Origin of the sequence: Gleimia europaea ACS-120-V-Col10b (assembly GCF_000411155.1) — a bacterium.
GTDB lineage: Bacteria > Actinomycetota > Actinomycetes > Actinomycetales > Actinomycetaceae > Gleimia > Gleimia europaea_B.
Genome location: NZ_KE150267.1, coordinates 1 through 16,284, shown reverse-complemented (window position 1 = coordinate 16,284; position 16,284 = coordinate 1). Strand labels below are relative to the sequence as shown.

The window sequence follows — 16,284 nt, the reverse complement described above, 5'->3', positions numbered from 1 at the left end:
GGTTAGTCCCAGGTGTTGTTGTATGGGGTGGTGTGGTGTAGTTCGTTCCATGCGATGGCGTCTCTGAAGCGTCCTGGGTTTTGTTCCTACCTGTTTTTGAGAGGATTGGAACATGTCGAAGAGGTATTCACAAGAATTTAAGGACCGTGCGGTGCGGATGGTTGCCGATCGCCTTGCTGATGGCCGGTCGTGTACGCAGTGGAGAGCAATTAACGAGATTGCCCCTGGATTGGGGATTTCAGTTGAGTCGATGCGTCGCTGGTACGAACAGTCTCTGATCGACTCTGGGCAACGCCAGGGCTTAACTCGTGAGGAACACGAGGAAATCAAACGGCTCAAACGTGAGAACGCGCAGCTACGGCGGGCGAACGAGATTTTGAAGCTTGCTTCGGCTTTTTCGCACGAGAACTCGACCACCCCGGGAGTTAATGATCGCTTTCATTGACCAGTACCGCGATCACTACTCAGTCGAGTTCGTGTGCCGGGTCCTTTGCGAACACCTCGAAGGAGGGTTTATCACTCCTCGGGGGTAGCGGGCCGCTAAGAGCCGGCCTGCGAGCACCAGGAGCATACGAGACCAGATCCTGATAGAAGAACTCAAGTCGATTCACGCTGAGAATTATGGGGTGTATGGGCTGCGTAAGCTCTGGCACGCAGCCAATCGGGCAGGCTGGGATATTGGCCGTGACCAGGTGGCTCGGCTCATGAAAATCGCTGGAATTAGTGGGATACGCCGTGGACGTAGACCTGTGACAACTCGGCCAGCACCAGTTCCCGATACTCGCCCCGACCTAGTACAGCGGCAGTTCAAGGCTGTGGGTCCGAACCGGTTGTGGGTCGCCGATATCACCTATGTCCGTACCCTGTCCGGGTTCGTCTACACGGCCTTCGTCACCGATGTTTTCAGTCGTAAGATCGTTGGCTGGGCGACCCGCTCCTCGATGACAACAGAGGCGTTACCGTTGGAGGCGCTCGAGCAGGCAATCATGAACGCCAGACAAGACCTATCCAATCTTGTTCACCATTTTGATCATGGATCTCAGTACACGAGCATCACCTACAGCGAGAAACTCACTGACTACGGAATCAAACCCTCAACCGGCAGCGTTGGCGATTCCTACGATAACGCCCTAGCCGAGACCGTCAACGGGCTTTACAAGACCGAGCTGATCTACTCCCAAACCTGGAGGTCATGTACCGAAATCGAATGGGCAACCCTGAACTGGATCCACTGGTGGAACAACGAGCGCCTACACCAGGCCCTGGACTACACCACCCCTGAGGAGGCCATCACCAACTACAACCAACACCGGGCAGCCGAACTGGCCCCCATATAAGAAACGGAACAAAACCCAGGACGCTTCAATGCTCCTGATAAGCACGCTGGGCTCAAACGTGAGATCAAGACCGTGTTTGACCAATCCCACGCACGCTATGGTCACCGTCGCGTCAGGTTAGCTTTGAAACGTCAAGGCATTTGCGTATCTAGAAAACTGGTAGCCAAACTAATGAAACAAGAACACCTAGCGTGCCAGGTGCGTAAGAAGAAGCGTTACAACTCTTACAGATCCAACCAATCCAACGCGGCTGGCAACGTTCTTAATCGTGATTTCACAGCTACCAAGCCGAACCAGAAATGGGTCTCAGACGTCACTGAGTTCACAGTAGGGAACCAAAAACTGTACTTGTCACCAATCATTGACCTGTACGACCACAGCGTCATCTCCTACTCGATTAGCGCCTCACCAAACCTAGAACTCACCAACTCTAGCCTGCGCAAAGCCTTACACCAGGCGCAGCCAGGACCGGGCATGATCATGCATACGGATCAAGGATTCCAATACCAACACCACAGTTGGAAAGCCCTATTAGCCAACTACAACGCTACTCAATCCATGTCCAGAAAAGGTAACTGCCATGACAACGCAATGGTAGAAAACTTCTTCGCCCACCTCAAAGCAGAACTGTTCTACCAACAAGCGTTCACCAACACCGAAGACCTAGCCAATCAAATACAGGACTACATCCACTGGTACAACAACCAACGCATCCAACAACGACTCGAGGGCATGACCCCGAACGAATATCGCAATCATGCCCTCGTAGCCTAAGAACCCCTACTATTAAACTGTCTAACTTTCAGGGGACAGTTCACAACGACGTGGGGCCGCCCTTAGCGCTTATCGCTTAACCCAGGAGGATTTCGCGAGCGAGGTTAGCGGTTTCGGTAGGCGTCTTGCCTACGCGCACGCCCACTGCCTCGAGCGCTTCCTTCTTGGCGTCGGCAGTACCGGACGAGCCGGTGACGATCGCACCGGCGTGCCCCATAGTTTTGCCCTCCGGAGCGGTAAAGCCCGCAACGTAGCCAACTACAGGCTTGGTTACGTTTGCCTTGATGTACTCGGCTGCGCGTTCTTCCGCGTCGCCACCGATCTCACCAATCATGACGATCAGCTCGGTGTCGGGATCTTCTTCGAAGGCCTTGAGAGCATCAATGTGCGTAGTTCCGATTACCGGGTCGCCACCGATACCGATGCAGGTGGTGAATCCGATGTCGGAAAGCTCGTACATCATCTGGTAGGTGAGCGTGCCCGACTTAGAGACAAGGCCGATGCGGCCGGGACCCGTGATGTCAGCGGGCGTGATACCCACGTTGGACTTTGCGGGCGAGATGATGCCGGGGCAGTTCGGGCCAATCAGTTGAACGCCCTTGGCTTCAGCAGCTTGGCGGAACTCCACGGAGTCCTGAACGGGAATGCCCTCCGTGATGACCACGACGAGACGCATACCTGCGTCTACGGCTTCGAGCACGGCGCCCTTGGCAAAACGTGGGGGCACGAAAACTACAGAGACGTCCGCTCCAGTTGCTTCCTTAGCCTCGGCAACGGTTCCAAAAACAGGGACCTCAACCTGGCCGGCCTCAACCTTGTCGGCCATGGGGCCGTATGGCGTGATGTCGAACGTCTGTGTTTGTCCAGCCTTGCGTGGGTTCACGCCGCCCACGACTTTGGTGCCAGAAGACAGCATGCGCGTGGTGTGCTTGGTGCCTTCTGAACCCGTCATGCCCTGGACGATAATCAGATCATTTTCATCTAGAAAGATAGCCATCTTTTCGGTCCTTTCAGGCTTTCGCGAGTTCAGCGGCCTTGGCGGCAGCGCCGTCCATGGTCTCAATCATGGTTACGAGGGGGTGGTTGGCTTCGGCCAAAATAGCGCGGCCTTCTTCAACCTTGTTGCCGTCCAGGCGCACCACAATCGGCTTCGTTGCAGCGTCGCCTAGCAGCTCGAGGGCGCCGATGATGCCTTTGGCAACCTCATCGCACGCGGTGATGCCACCGAATACATTTACCAGGCAGGAACGCACCTGTTCGTCACCGAGGATGACGTCGAGTCCCTTAGCCATAACCTCTGCGGAAGCACCGCCACCGATGTCGAGGAAGTTCGCGGGACGCGTGCCGTATTTCTCGCCGGCATATGCGACGACGTCAAGGGTAGACATCACGAGGCCTGCGCCGTTTCCAATAATGCCCACCTCACCTTCGAGGCGAACGTAGTTCAGGCCCTCTGCCTTGGCCCTGGCCTCGCGCGAGTCCTGCACCGAAGTGTCCTTCAGGGCCTCGTGTTCGGGGTGCCGGAATGCGGCATTGTCATCGAGCGAGACCTTGCCGTCAAGGGCGATGATCGACCCGCCTTCAACCTTGACCAGCGGGTTCACCTCAACGAGAGTCGCATCTTCTTGCTTGTAGACGTCCCAAAGTTTCACGAGGACGGGAGCAAGCGCATCATGTTCATCAGCAGTAAAGCCGGCCTCGGTAAGGATTTCACGCGCTTTCGCATCATCGATACCAACCGCGGCGTCCAACCCCACTTTAGCGAGGGCCTCGGGACGCTCTTTCGCGAGGGTCTCGATGTCCATGCCGCCTTCACGCGAGCACATGGCCAGGTGGCGGCGGTTAGCACGGTCAAGAAGGATGGAAAAGTAGTACTCTTCTTTGATCGCGGCGCCCTCGGCGATCATGACTCGGTGGACGGTGTGACCTTTAATGTCCATGCCGAGGATTTCCTCGGCTTTTTCGCGGGCCTGCGCGGGCGAGTGCGCGAGTTTCACGCCGCCTGCTTTACCGCGTCCGCCGACCTTAACCTGGGCTTTGACAACTACAGTGTCGCCTCCCAGTTCGGTAGCTGCTACTTCTGCTTCGTCTGGGGTGGTGGCGACGATGCCACGGAGAACTGGTACACCGTGCGCTTCAAAGAGGTCGCGCGCCTGGTATTCGTATAGATCCACGCCCTTGCCTTTCGTCTGGATCGTATGGTCCTCGGTTGCGAAATCTGAAGAAGAGCTTCAATCATAAGAAGCTCGACATCGAGACATCTTGATATTAGGTTAGCGTCTTACGGCCAAAATTGCGTCACTAATGGCGTGAATCTCACTTTCGAATGTCAAGTTCGAGATTTGCGCCATCAGCTGGCCAAGGCTTGCTCAGAGTTTCTTTAGCGGTGCGTAACGAAGCAGTAATCTGCGCGGTTTTCCTTCCCCAAAATCAACGTGCGCCACCTGCGACGCTCCGTCACCTTCCAGGCGGATCACCACTCCCTCACCGTACGAGGCATGTTGTACCCGGTCTCCCGCTGCCAGCTGAATCGCAGGGGCTGCGTTTTTCTTCACTTTGCCCTGGCCCAGTTTGGTGGGTTTGAACTTCTCACCGGCTTCCTTGACGCGACTAACTGCGTCGCTATCAAAACGGGAGTTTACGCGCGAGGATCGTTTGCCAGAGTACGAACCGCAGTAGCGGCCCGACCCAAAGGCGGGGCTGAAGTCTGAATCAGAGTAGCTGGAACCAGAAGCGTAGCTCGTCCCGTAGTCAGATCCGTAGCCGCCGGAGCGGTAGCTGTCCATCTGGGTGCGTTCCCGCCTAATTTCTAGCACTTCACCAGGGATGTCATCTAGGAAGCGCGAGGGAGGCAGATCCACGGGTGTCCCCCATGCAGACCGAACGGCCGCGCGGGTTAGGTAAAGACGCTTGCGGGCACGCGTGATCGCAACGTATGCGAGGCGACGCTCCTCTGATAGTTCGGTCTCGTCCGCGAGGCTGCGCTGGTGCGGAAATGTGCCATCTTCGAGGCCGGTGACAAACACAATGGGAAATTCGAGACCCTTTGCGGTGTGCACAGTCATGAGGGTGACTTCCCCACTGCTTGCACCGCCTGTGAGGTCTGCGGAGTCTGGCACCTGGTCAGCGTCTGCCACGAGGGATACCCGCTCAAGGAAGTCCACTAACCCGCCCTCGGGATTCACCTGGGCGAAGTCTTCGGCCACGGAGTGCAGTTCCGCCAGGTTCTCAACGCGGGAGGCATCTTGCGGGTCATTAGACTCGCGCAGCTCCTTGAGGTAGCCGGTAGCTTCCATGACGTCGTCAAGCATGGAGCTAATGGGGGATCCTGCTTCTACCGCACAGCGCATGGTTTCGAGCAGTCCCCAGAATCCCGCAGCCGCGTTGAGTGCCCTCGGGCTGGCCCCCGTAACTAGGTTGCCGCCACCTTCTGCGCGGGCCTTTTCAACGTGAGCTTCCCAAGCCCCCTCGGGCAGGTCCACCCCCTCACCTTCCCCGCGCGGGCAATCTTTTGCGATCCAGTTGTCCCGAAGCGCCCCTCCAAAGTTGGTGTCGTGCATGTCGGTGTGCGCGATGAAAGCCCCCTCGGCCTTGTCGCCGATGCCACGTCGGGGCGTGTTGATGATGCGGCGTAGCGAGACAGTGTCGTCAGGGTTCGCGATCGCCTGGAGGTAGGCAATCGCATCTTTGATTTCTTTGCGCTCGTAGAACTTGGTGCCACCCACCACGCGATATGGAATACCGGCGCGAACAAGTGATTCTTCCAAGGCACGCGACTGGGCGTTGGTGCGGTAGAAGACCGCCACGTCGCCGTACTTGTAGGTGCCAATCAGGTTGTCGATTTCACCGATGATGAAGCGCGCTTCGTCGTGTTCGGACTCGGCAGCGTCGTAGATAATGTTGTCCCCAGCACCCAAGTCGGTCCACAGAGCTTTGGCGCGCCGTCCACTGTTCTTTGAAATGACGGCGTTCGCAGCCGAAAGGATGTTTTGCGTGGATCGGTAGTTTTGTTCCAGAACCACAGTGTGTGCGTTCTTGAAGTCTTTTTCGAACTCTTCGATGTTACGGATGGTGGCGCCCCGGAATGCGTAAATCGACTGGTCGGAGTCACCAACCACCGTCAGCTCACCCTGCGGCATGTCCGTTCCGTCGCCGATCAGTGCACGGATGAGGACGTATTGGGCGTGGTTAGTATCTTGGTATTCATCGACGAGGACGTGGCGGAATCGCCTGTGGTAGTGCTCAGCAACGGCCTTGTTCTCTTTGAGAAGTTGGACGGTGCGCATGATGAGGTCATCAAAATCGAGGGCGTTTGATTCGCGCAGGCGCTTTTGATAGTCGCGGTAAACGTTGGCAACGGTTTGCGAAACCGGATCGCTGGGCGCGATTTCAGCGTATCGTCCGGGCGTGATGAGATCGTTTTTGAGGTCGGAAATACGCGATTGAAGCATTTTGACACTGAATCGTTTGGTGTCGATGTTTTGGGAACGCGCAACCATGGTGATGAGACGGTTCGAGTCTTGCTGGTCGTAGATGGTGAACGAGGAGCGCAGGCCCGCCGCCTGGTATTGCTCGCGCAGAATGCGCACGCACGCGGAGTGGAAGGTGAATACCCACATGCGGCGCGCTTCGGGGCCGATGAGGCCTACTACGCGCTCGCGCATTTCGGCCGCAGCCTTGTTGGTGAATGTGATTGCGAGGATTTCACTGGCGCGCGCCCGCCGGGTGCGCAACAGGTATGCGATGCGATGAGTGAGAACGCGGGTCTTGCCAGAACCTGCTCCTGCCACCACGAGTAGCGGCCCACCCTCGTAAACGACAGCTTCATACTGCTGCGGGTTGAGGCCATCCGTGAGGTCGCTGGTGTCTACGGGCACTGGCTCGTCCCAGAGCGTTCCCGGCGTGTCCCCCGAGGCTTCTAGCTCGTCCCCCGGGCCTGCTAGTGGGGGCAGGCCGGGTAGTGCGGTGTAGGAGTGTGCAGGTTCGTTAAAGCTTCGCATCGCGCTTTCCAACTTGTCGGCTATTTGGGCGGGTCAGCCGCCCGCATTAACTGTACACACTGCCACGGACATGAAGTTAGCGGGACGCCCTCACACGATGTTTCTTGCCGCCGCCCAACGCGCGAGTTCGTTGCGGTTTGAGAGCTGGAGTTTACGAAGCACAGACGAAACGTGAGTTTCCACAGTTTTTACGGAGATGAACAGTTCGCCGGCAACTTCTTTGTAGGTAAATCCACGAGCTATTAGGCGCATGACTTCGCGTTCGCGCGCGGAAAGCAGGTCGAGTTCCTCATCGGTGGTCGCGATTTCGCGAGTTCCAAATGCGTCGAGGACGAAGCCGGCGAGGCGCGGTGAGAACGCGGCGTCACCAGCGCCAACACGGATGATGGCTCCCACGAGGTCTTTGGTGGAAATAGATTTGGTTACGTAGCCGCGAGCGCCTGCGCGTATGGTTGCAACGACATCCTCGGGCGAGTCTGATACGGAAAGAGCCAGGTAACGCACTTTGGGAAGGTCGGTGGTGGCGCGCGGAATTTCAGCCCCGCCTCCACCCCCTCCACCGGGAAGGTGAACGTCGAGGAGGACAACGTCGGGTTGGAGTTCGCGCACGAGGGCGATGCCGCTGTCTACGTCTTCAGCTTCACCGATAACACTGACTTGCTCGGGATATTTAGATAGTTCGTGGCGCACGCCCGCACGTACGAGGGGGTGGTCGTCAATGATTATTACGTTTAGTGTCACGGTTTCATCTTTTCACTTCGAGGAACGCTGATGTGAATTTCGGTTCCGGGGTTTAGGGTGCGGATTTCTACTCGGCCGCCAGCGCGTTCGGTTCTGGCGATGATGGAGTCACGCACGCCGTGCCGATCGGGCGGCATGTTGGCAAGGTCGAAGCCGGGGCCTGCGTCTTTGATGTAGATATCGTATTGGTCGCCTAGTTCGGCGTAGATCTGGATGGGTGGCGCCCCGTGGCGCGCGGCGTTTTTTGCAGCTTCTGTGGCGGCAGCAATGGCGGCCTGTTCGTTAGGGCCGGGCACGGCGTCACCAACGGCTACCGTTTCGATTTCCACGCCGTACAGTTCTTCAACGGCCTCGATTGAAGTTTCGAGCAAACGCCGGACCGATGTGGTGGTCTGTTCGGCTCCCGTATAGAGCCACGCCCTCAGTTCCCGTTCCTGTTTGAGGGCCAGAGAGCGCACGCTGGCGGGATTGTCCGCGTTGTTTTTGATGAGGGTGAGAGTTTGCAGGACGGAGTCATGCAGGTGCGCAGCAATGTCGGCGCGTTCGGTTTCGCGGGCGCGGGCCACTTGGGTGGCAGAGAGTTCTCTCGTCATGCGCACGACTAGCGGTGAGAATGCGAGCGCGAGGACAACGATGAGCGCTAGGCCGAGGATGAGGCCGGGAAACAGGCCGACACCTCCTCCAAGGAGGAGGAGGGTGACGCCAGCGAGGACGGCTACTACGCCCGTTCCGGTAAGGCCAAGCACCATGGGGTTTTTCCAGTCTTGGACGCTGGATGATTGCACCCAGATGAGGGCGATGCCGGCGAGGAGGAGAGCAGTTGCGATCCAATCATTGCTCAGGTGGATCCATCCGGATTGGACGGCGTAGAAGATCGCTGCGGCAAGAAGGAGGACGAGGGCGTAGGCAACGCCGTTGCGGGCGCTACTGGCCGGCGCCTCGCGGTGCTCTTTTACCGGGCGGGCGATGCGGGCCGCGCGGTATTTGCGTTCTTCACTCACTTTGGGTGTGAGCGCCCACAGCCATATGTACAGTACCGGGCTACCTAGCGGCACGAGTAGCACAAAGACAAGGCGCACAATGGCGACGGATACGCGCAAATGCACAGACAGGCCGGAGGCTATACCCGCCACCCACGGCTTGGGTCTACCCCCAACGCTTCGCGGGGTGCGTTCAAGTGGCTGCCTCACTGTAGCCGGCCAGTTTTGTTGTTGCGGGTTACTCACATTCTCATAGTGCCAAAAAACAGGCGCATTTGCGCTTCCCTACCCTAGATTCAGGGTGAAATCAGGGCCTTCCCTGATACCGCAAGGCGGTGGCGTGGGCGATTATTGAATCATGAGTTACAACTATCAGCCTCCGCGCCCGCCCTACGAGCCAGATGGGCGAGGCCGGCAGGGCTTTTTCAATTCGATCCGTAGCTGGCGTATCCGCCGCGAACCTGATCGCTGGATCGGAGGCGTGGCTTCTGGCATTTCAGTTATTACTGGCCTGGATGCCAACCTGATTCGCGGCTTGATGTTCATTTTTGCGATCTTGAATCCGCGCGTCATGTTGTTCGCGTATGCGACGCTGTGGGCGCTGGTCCCAGAGCGCGCTGATGGTCGCATCCATCTTGAAGAGTTCGTCCAAGCGCGTTTCGATATTGCGCATTTGGGCGTGGCGGCGCTGGCCATTTTCGGTTTTTTCTGGCCTATTTCTATCGAATATAAAACGAGTAATGGCTGGATAGGAAGTTTATATGGTGCAGGCGGTTCCATTGTGACGCTTTTTTTGGTGGCAGCGGCTGTCCTGATCATTATTTTGATTAGTAAACGCAAACAGCGGGAGGGATTCGATGGCCAGTACGGGCCGCGCCCGCCCCACAGCGAGCCACGCGTACCCCACGATGACGGCTTCCGATTTAACGGGAACGGATACGCACCCCAACCAAACTCTAGCCGCCAAGATGTGAACACCCCGGGGAATCTAGCTGCTCCGACGCAGGAGGGCCGGAACCACCCCAACGGTCCTGCCCCCACTAACGCTGCGTTCGTAGCACCCCAGCCGGTTTGGAACTCAAATCAGCCGGGCGCGCCATTGGGCGGCCCCGCGCCAAGACCAGCTCCCTACGCTCCGTATGATCGGCCGTCGCCACTGCCGCCATATCCGACGCGAGTGCCCCCGCAGGGCCCCGGCGTGGCAACGTTCCTTGGAATCACGGGGTCTCTGTTCCTCGTCACGGCACTCGGGTGGTTGATGTGGCGGATGAATTTCTTTGTAAACCCGGGCATTATCGCTACCTCGGTGGTTGGCTTCGCTTTCATAATCACGGGCATGGTTTTAGGGGTGCGCGCGCTGAAAGGCAAGCAGGGCACGTGGCTCACCGCTCTTTCAATAGCGGTCACGGTGCTGGCCCCCGTATTCATGTTGGCTGTTGGCGCAACCTTTTTTTCTGCAGATCTGTAGGAGTGAAGCATGAGCGAAAACCAGAACATTCCTGACGAGGATAAGACCACTTCTTTTGAGGTAGACCGCACTGCCCAAATGCCCACTTCTGAGGGCGAGGATGCCGGCGCAACCGAGCTTCTTCCAGAGCTTAACTTTGATCCAGCGGATCAGCCCAGCGCATTTGATCCGCGAGTGACCGGCGAGTCCGATGGGCCCCAGGCTCCCGTTTCCTCACCTGCAGACGCGGAAACGGGAGCTGCTGAAACTCCCTCGGCCGGGCCAACACAGGCCGAGCCTGCCCCTGACGAGGCACCTAATTCCGCCCCCCTCCCCAGAGAATCGGCGAGCCAACACGACCCGTTTGCAAATGCTGGTTTCACCCCACAAAAACAGGGTATCCAACCACCCGTTAAGGATGAGGATGCGGAACATTCCGTGAAGTTCGGCCTGCTCACGTGGGCGCTCACACTGATTGCCGTTGGGGCGCTGATCACCTCGATGCCGTGGTGGCACCTGTTCAACTGGCCGATGATAGGAACGGTAGGGCTAACGGTGATGGGCCTCATCATGCTAATCACTGCGGCCATAGCGGGATTGAAAGAAAAGAAGTCCAAAATGTGGTGATTTTCCACTCGATTACCCCTTCCTTGAAGGATACCCCCACGGGTACACGATATGATGAGTCGTAAACCCGTGGGGGTATCTTTCGTATCGATTGACAGGTTGTAAAAATGACTTCAGTTCAGGTAAGCGAAGAAGATCGCCGCGCGGTTCGAAACCGCCTATCTCGCGCGCGCGGCCAGATTGAGGCCATCATCCGCCAGCTTGAGGAAGATAAGCCGTGCCTAGAGATTTTGCCGCAAATGATCGCGGCGTCCAAAGCGGTTGACAGAGCTACGTACGCGATGGTTCTGGCAGCCATCCAGTCTTGTGCTGCGAGTGATGGTAGCGGGGTGGAGGATCATCCCGATGCCGAGGAACTTCGCAAAATCTTCTTGTCCCTTGCGTAGTTTGCGCAGTGTTTCAGTTTTAGGAGTGTCATGAAGCTTGTAGTTGTTGGCGGCGTTGCCGGCGGCATGTCCGCTGCGGCAAGGGCCCGCCGTATTGATGAGCGCGCTGAGATTGTGGTTTTTGAGGCCGGCGAGTACGTCTCGTTTGCCAACTGCGGCCTCCCTTATCATTTAGCCGGAGAGATTGAACAGCGCAATGCGCTCTTGCTGCACACGCCCGAGTCTCTGGCCCGCCGCTCAAACTTGGATGTGCGAATCGAAACGCGGGTGACCAAGATCAACCGCGAGGCGAAGACGGTGACGGCCGTGGGTCCTGACGGCGAGTATGAGGAGGCTTACGACAAGCTGATTCTGGCCCCCGGTTCGCTCGCGGCCACTCCCCCGATTGCGGGCATTGACCACCCGGCGGTTTCAACGCTACGCACTATCCCGGAAATGGATAAGGTCATCAACTTGGCCGAGGAGGGCCTGGCGAAATCTAATGAGAGCCGCGCGGCCAAAGCGGTTGTGATTGGGGCAGGCTTTATTGGTTTGGAAGCTGTGGAGGCGCTGGTTCACCGCGGGTTTGAGGTGGAGTTGGTGGAGTTCGCCAGCCACGTCTTGCCCATGATGGACGGCGATTTGGCTGTGGTGTTGCATCGCGAGCTTCGCGCGAACGGGGTTGGCCTGCATCTTGGTGTGGGGGCCTCGAAGTTCGAGGATGGCGATGGCTACCCCGTAAAGGTCACTTTGTCTGATGGCAAGCAGTTGCAGGCTGACGTGGTAGTAACCGCGATGGGGGTGCGCCCAAACTCTCAGCTGGCTAAAGATGCGGGCCTGGAGTTGGGTGAGCGCGGCGGCATCTTGACCGATGCGAACCAGGTGACCTCGGATCCGGACATTCTTGCGGTTGGAGACGCCGTCGAAGTACAGTGGGCGGATGGTAGCGTAGCTCCCGTAATGCTGGCAGGACCGGCAAATCGTCAGGGTAGGCGCGCAGCTGACGTGGCGCTGGGCCGCAAGCCGATTAGGCAGGCTCCCGTGCTGGGCACGGCCGGTATTCGCCTATTCAATTACGTTGCAGCGTTCACGGGTGCAAGCTCAGAAAAGCTTGATCGTATGGGTATCAAGCACACCACGGTCCGCATCCACGCTGCCAACCACGCGGGATACTACCCGGGTTCAACGCCAATTCACCTGAACGCAAACTTCGCTCCCGACGGGCGCCTGCTGGGCGCCGCAGCTGTCAGCAAAGACGGGGCGGAACGCCGCATAGACGTGCTCGCCACCGCGATTCGGGCGGGAATGACAGCGGAGGATCTTGCGGAACTGGAGCTCACCTACGCTCCTCCGATCGGTGCCGCTAAGGATCCAATCAACATTCTTGGTTTCGTAGCGCGTAACACGCTTGAGGGGAACGCTCCGATCTGGGACTTTTCAGATTTTGAGCAGGTGAAGGCAGACGAGCTTATTTTGGATGTGCGTCCAACTCACACGATTACCCCGGATCGTGTGATTCGCGAGGCTGTGGCTATCCCCATTTTTGAGCTTCGCGGCCGTCTGGACGAGTTGCGTGAGCTTGCAGGAGGGCGCGCGATTGCGGTGCACTGTAAGACCGGCCTGAACGCTTACTTGGCTGAGCGTATCCTTACCCAGGAGGGCTTCAAAGTTCGTAATCTGACGGGCGGCTATGACTCGTTTGATCTGGCAAACGAGGCGGCGCAGACCAAGAAGTAAACCTACCCGCGCCCTGCCTTGATAGTCGGCGGCCGTTTCAGTGCAGATAGCGGTAATGGTGCGGATCCTGATTGTGTCGGATCCGCACCATTGCTATCGCCGCTATTACTCTTTTAGCCACTACTGTGGCGGCCAACCTCTAGGCTATTTTTTGCCTTGAAGCTATTTGCTCCCTGTTGCTACTTGTTGGTTAGGCCCGCGTAGCGTTCGAGTTCTTCCTCAATGACGGAATCATCGAGCTTTTGGAACACAGGCTTCGGCTTACCGATCACGGTTCCCGGCACAACGTTGTGGCGCCTCCACTCGGGGAAGCCACTGTAGTCGCCGGTGATGATCGGGTAATGCAGATCCGAGCCGTCCTCGGCCTTAACATCAAGATCGGTAACCTCTTCAATGCGTGGCATGGGTGCTATCTCGCCCGTGCCACCCATGACTGCGTCAACAGCGTTTGCGGAGGTCGGTAGGAACGGGGAGAGCATGAGGTTCAGGTCGGCAACTGCCTGCGCGAGCGTCCATAAAATCGCGCGCAGACGCGGCATTTGTTCTTCGGTCTTCAGCTTGAACGGCTCGGTGTCCGCAACGTACTTGTTGGCTTCCCCAACTAGGGCCATGATTTCGCGGATAGCGGCCTTTTGATGGTGGTGACCGATCTTGTCTCCAACGGTTTCAAAGCCGGCTTCGATCTTGTCGAGGAGGTCGCGGTCGACCTGTTCCAGTTCACCGGGCTGGGGAATCTCACCGAACCGTTTGGCGATCATGGAGGCCGTGCGGTTCACCAGGTTGCCCCAACCGGCCACGAGTTCAGAGTTGGTGCGGCGCACGAACTCCGCCCACGTGAAGTCAGCGTCGGAGGTTTCTGGTCCGGCTGCGCTAATGAAGTAGCGCAGAGCGTCAGCCTGGTAGCGCTGAAGCATGTCGCGCACGTAGATCACGATGCCGCGCGACGAGGCGAACTTCTTGCCCTCCATCGTGAGGAACTCGGAAGACACCACCTCGGTGGGCAGATTGAGTTTGCCAAGGTCACCGGGTTGGCCTCCCTTATCGCCCGCACCGTTGTAGCCAAGGAGTTCAGCTGGCCAGATCTGGGAGTGGAACACGATGTTGTCTTTGCCCATGAAGTAGTAAGACAGCGCGTCAGGGTCGTTCCACCATTTGCGCCAAGCTTCGGGCTCGCCAATGCGGCGCGCCCACTCGATGGATGCCGACAGGTAGCCAACTACCGCGTCAAACCAAACGTAAAGGCGTTTGGAGGGTTGGTCTTCCCAACCTGGCACGGGAATACCCCAGTCGATGTCGCGCGTCATGGCGCGCGGGCGGATGTCTTCAAGGAAGTTCTGCGAAAACTTGATGACGTTGGGACGCCAGCGTCCCGACTCTTCGCGATCATCCAGCCACGCCGATAGCGCTTTAGCGAGAGCGGGAAGATCGAGGAAGTAGTGGTCTGTTTCTACAAACTTCGGGGTTTCCCCATTGATTCGCGACTTCGGATTAATGAGGTCGGTGGGATCCAGCTGATTGCCGCAGTTGTCGCACTGGTCGCCGCGCGCTCCGGGATCACCACAAATCGGGCAGGTGCCTTCAATGTAGCGGTCAGGTAGCGTGCGCCCCGTGGAGGGCGATACTGCGCCGTGCGTGCGCTGGACAAGCATGTAGCCGTTGTCGCGCACTACTTCAAACATGGCTTGCACTACCTGGTAATGGTTGCCGGTGGTGGTGCGGGTGAAGAGGTCGTATGACAGGCCAAGAGCCACGAGGTCTTCAACGATTAGGCGGTTATTCTTGTCAGCTAGTTCCCGTGGGGTAAGTCCTTGCTCGTCTGCGGCAACAAGGATCGGCGTACCGTGCTCGTCGGTGCCAGAGACCATGAGTACGTCGTGGCCACGCATCCGCATGTAGCGGGAGAATACGTCGGAGGGAACTCCGAAGCCTGCTACGTGTCCGATGTGACGAGGGCCGTTTGCATACGGCCATGCTACTGCTGACAGAATTCGACTCATGGCTCTACTTTAGTGCTTTTGCAGGGCGTGGTTCCACCTAGTCGCTTGTCTCAAGGCCGCGCGGCCGGCTCCTGCTACTGGCGGAGCGTTGGCGGCGCTTGAACTCAAATGGTCTACTCTGGCCGGCGCGCAAGCGCTGCCCGGTAGAGCTCGTTTTTACGAACTCCTGTTTCTTCGGAAACTAGTTTGGCAGCGGCTTTTAGCTTCATGCCACCTTCGGTGAGCGCGATGACTTTAGCAACGTAGTCTTCAGCGTCCTTGTCGCTAGGATCTGCGCCGGCCACAACGAGCGTTAGTTCACCTTTGACGTCGTCGCGGGTTGCGTAGATTAGATGATTGAGGTCGCCGCGAATAATCTCTTCGTGGGTTTTGGTGAGTTCTCGACACAGCACTGCTTTACGTGCGCCTCCGAACATGTTGGCCATGTCAGTGAGGTTTTCGTGGATGCGCTTTGGGGAGTCAAAGAACACCATGGTGCGCGGTTCTTCTTTAAGCTCTTCCAAGCGACGTGCCCTCTCGCCCTGTTTACGAGGAATGAAGCCTTCAAAGGTGAACCTGTCGGTAGGTAGGCCAGAGATGCTGAGTGCGGTGAGTACAGCGGACGGGCCGGGCAGCGCGGAAACAGGGATGCCCCGTTTGGCTGCTTCCGTTACTACGCGGTATCCGGGATCCGAGATGGTAGGCATGCCAGCGTCTGACACGATGAGTACGCGCTCACCGTCTTCAGCTCGGTGTAGCAACTTCTCTACGCGTTCGTTTTCATTGTGTTCATGCAAGGACTTAATGTCGCCATTGATACGCACACCTAAACGTGAGGCGAGTTTAAGTAGTCTGCGGGTGTCCTCCGCAGCTACCAGGTCCGCTTCTGCAAGAGCACGAATAAGTCTGGCAGACGCATCGTTGGTGTCTCCGATGGGTGTGGCGGCTAGCAGGATTGAGCCTGATCGTTGCACGGGGGCATTGTCTGTGTCCACGCGTCTATCATGTCAAACTTTTTGTTAGCCGTCATGACGATGTTTGATACAGCGCCGTAACCAAGTATTTTGCTGGTGTTTACTTATGTATGGATTAACGCTGGCGTGTGTGTTTTTGGGTGTGTTTTGGGGCCCTCACCGTGTTGGTGGGGCCCCAAAATGTTTTTATGTGTGGTTGCGGTGGTTTCCTACTCTCCCACACCCTACCAGGTGCAGTACCATCGGCGTTCACGGGCTTAGCTTCCAGGTTCGGTATGGAATACTGGGCGTTTCCCCGTGGCTATGACCACCGCAAAAATATCAGC

The 16,284-nt window shown here is 57.6% G+C and carries 11 protein-coding genes, 1 rRNA gene and 2 pseudogenes; 6 read left to right on the top strand and 8 right to left on the bottom strand.

Annotated features, from left to right (window positions below):
• Positions 1 to 112: 112 nt before the first annotated feature.
• Both HMPREF9238_RS07165 and HMPREF9238_RS07160 read left to right on the top strand, forming a co-directional pair.
• Positions 113 to 1,337 (top strand): annotated as a pseudogene (locus HMPREF9238_RS07165) (IS3 family transposase).
• A gap of 48 nt (positions 1,338 to 1,385) precedes the next feature.
• Positions 1,386 to 2,111 (top strand): annotated as a pseudogene (locus HMPREF9238_RS07160) (IS3 family transposase); the annotation flags it as partial.
• A 76-nt stretch (positions 2,112 to 2,187) separates the two neighbouring features.
• Here HMPREF9238_RS07160 and sucD read toward each other — a convergent pair.
• From sucD to HMPREF9238_RS07135, 5 genes are all read right to left on the bottom strand, one after another.
• On the bottom strand, positions 2,188 to 3,108 hold the full coding sequence (gene sucD / locus HMPREF9238_RS07155; protein WP_016444787.1) for a succinate--CoA ligase subunit alpha: 921 nt from the start codon (positions 3,106 to 3,108) through the stop codon (positions 2,188 to 2,190).
• A 13-nt stretch (positions 3,109 to 3,121) separates the two neighbouring features.
• Positions 3,122 to 4,285 (bottom strand): ADP-forming succinate--CoA ligase subunit beta, encoded by a 1,164-nt coding sequence (gene sucC, locus HMPREF9238_RS07150; protein ID WP_016444786.1) that lies wholly within the window; start codon positions 4,283 to 4,285, stop codon positions 3,122 to 3,124.
• A gap of 195 nt (positions 4,286 to 4,480) precedes the next feature.
• Positions 4,481 to 7,111 carry an ATP-dependent helicase gene (locus HMPREF9238_RS07145; protein ID WP_016444785.1) on the bottom strand — a complete coding sequence of 877 codons (2,631 nt, stop codon included), beginning with the start codon at positions 7,109 to 7,111 and terminating at the stop codon, positions 4,481 to 4,483.
• Between the two features lie 90 nt (positions 7,112 to 7,201).
• Complete coding sequence (locus HMPREF9238_RS07140; protein ID WP_016444784.1) at positions 7,202 to 7,852, bottom strand: LuxR C-terminal-related transcriptional regulator; 651 nt, start codon at positions 7,850 to 7,852, stop codon at positions 7,202 to 7,204.
• Entirely contained in the window at positions 7,849 to 9,042 is a 1,194-nt protein-coding gene (locus HMPREF9238_RS07135; protein ID WP_016444783.1) for an ATP-binding protein, read from the bottom strand. Before HMPREF9238_RS07135 ends, HMPREF9238_RS07140 begins: the two co-directional genes overlap by 4 nt.
• A 148-nt stretch (positions 9,043 to 9,190) precedes the next feature.
• Here HMPREF9238_RS07135 and HMPREF9238_RS07130 point away from each other — a divergent pair, with 148 nt between their 5' ends.
• The 4 genes from HMPREF9238_RS07130 (at position 9,191) to HMPREF9238_RS07115 (ending at position 13,008) form a co-directional block, all read left to right on the top strand.
• Positions 9,191 to 10,300 (top strand): PspC domain-containing protein, encoded by a 1,110-nt coding sequence (locus HMPREF9238_RS07130; RefSeq protein ID WP_016444782.1) that lies wholly within the window; start codon positions 9,191 to 9,193, stop codon positions 10,298 to 10,300.
• Between the two features lie 9 nt (positions 10,301 to 10,309).
• Positions 10,310 to 10,906 (top strand): hypothetical protein, encoded by a 597-nt coding sequence (locus tag HMPREF9238_RS07125; protein ID WP_016444781.1) that lies wholly within the window; start codon positions 10,310 to 10,312, stop codon positions 10,904 to 10,906.
• 107 nt (positions 10,907 to 11,013) lie between these two features.
• A complete protein-coding gene (locus HMPREF9238_RS07120; RefSeq protein WP_016444780.1) occupies positions 11,014 to 11,292 on the top strand; it encodes a metal-sensitive transcriptional regulator in 279 nt (92 codons plus the stop codon).
• A gap of 30 nt (positions 11,293 to 11,322) precedes the next feature.
• Positions 11,323 to 13,008, top strand: a complete 1,686-nt coding sequence (locus HMPREF9238_RS07115; RefSeq protein ID WP_016444779.1) for an FAD-dependent oxidoreductase — start codon at positions 11,323 to 11,325, stop codon at positions 13,006 to 13,008.
• Between the two features lie 179 nt (positions 13,009 to 13,187).
• Here the strand turns inward: HMPREF9238_RS07115 and metG are convergent, their stop codons facing one another.
• The 3 genes from metG to rrf form a co-directional block, all read right to left on the bottom strand.
• Positions 13,188 to 15,005 (bottom strand): methionine--tRNA ligase, encoded by a 1,818-nt coding sequence (metG, locus tag HMPREF9238_RS07110; RefSeq protein WP_016444778.1) that lies wholly within the window; start codon positions 15,003 to 15,005, stop codon positions 13,188 to 13,190.
• A gap of 113 nt (positions 15,006 to 15,118) precedes the next feature.
• Complete coding sequence (gene rsmI / locus HMPREF9238_RS07105) at positions 15,119 to 15,979, bottom strand: 16S rRNA (cytidine(1402)-2'-O)-methyltransferase (RefSeq protein WP_016444777.1); 861 nt, start codon at positions 15,977 to 15,979, stop codon at positions 15,119 to 15,121.
• A 175-nt stretch (positions 15,980 to 16,154) separates the two neighbouring features.
• A 5S ribosomal RNA gene (rrf, locus tag HMPREF9238_RS07100) occupies positions 16,155 to 16,273 on the bottom strand.
• Positions 16,274 to 16,284 lie beyond the last annotated feature (11 nt).

Coding starts and splice junctions, on each gene's coding strand:
- HMPREF9238_RS07120 (WP_016444780.1), top strand. CDS start 11,014: ATGACTTCAGTTCAGGTAAGCGAAGAAGATCGCCGCGCGGTTCGAAAC.
- metG (WP_016444778.1), bottom strand. CDS start 15,005: ATGAGTCGAATTCTGTCAGCAGTAGCATGGCCGTATGCAAACGGCCCT.
- HMPREF9238_RS07115 (WP_016444779.1), top strand. CDS start 11,323: ATGAAGCTTGTAGTTGTTGGCGGCGTTGCCGGCGGCATGTCCGCTGCG.
- HMPREF9238_RS07145 (WP_016444785.1), bottom strand. CDS start 7,111: ATGCGAAGCTTTAACGAACCTGCACACTCCTACACCGCACTACCCGGC.
- HMPREF9238_RS07125 (WP_016444781.1), top strand. CDS start 10,310: ATGAGCGAAAACCAGAACATTCCTGACGAGGATAAGACCACTTCTTTT.
- HMPREF9238_RS07130 (WP_016444782.1), top strand. CDS start 9,191: ATGAGTTACAACTATCAGCCTCCGCGCCCGCCCTACGAGCCAGATGGG.
- sucD (WP_016444787.1), bottom strand. CDS start 3,108: ATGGCTATCTTTCTAGATGAAAATGATCTGATTATCGTCCAGGGCATG.